Raw genomic sequence first — 584 nt, forward strand, 5'->3', positions numbered from 1 at the left:
TTTTTCTGTCTTTATCATCCTAATCGTCTTGGTCTTCTTCAGCGTTTTTGTTTTCTGATGCTGGAATATTATTGCCGCTTCGAATTTCTGTGTGTCTAATTTCACCGCCAGTTGTACCTGTCTGTTTAGCAAAGAATAATACCACAAATGCAAAAATCAATGTTGCAATTGAAATTATTGAAGAAAAAGATTTTTGTTTAAAACTCGCCCAAAGTCCAAGCAAAGAAATGCCACCTAGTATATAAGATAGAATAGCGAATGTTTCTGCTGCTTCTTCGTGGCTTTCTATGAAGTTTTCCGAAACTCCATTTATATTTTCTACTACTTCTTCTGCTCCTTCTCCTGTATTCATAGCTGCTATTGCGGCTAATGCACCGAAAACAAAAATCATAAATGCCGTTCGTTTTACAGCTTCTGATTTTGAAATAAGACCTGTAATCATTACGATTACCCCAACAATAGGGAAAATGATTGGTAAATGATTTACCACTAAATGCCAATGTGCTCCGTTCATATTATTATGTTTTTTAAAAATTAAATATTTACTCCAAAAAGGTAACCAACTAACGCAGAAAGTACCATTG

The 584-nt window shown here is 34.4% G+C and carries 1 protein-coding gene; it reads right to left on the reverse strand.

The features are described from left to right. Window positions 1–19 precede the first annotated feature (19 nt). A partial coding sequence (locus tag AC23MB_RS14350) for a DUF2231 domain-containing protein (RefSeq protein ID WP_487787654.1) occupies window positions 20–584 on the reverse strand: 565 nt, incomplete at its 5' end.

This window comes from Soonwooa sp. T0.1_25 (assembly GCF_057652215.1).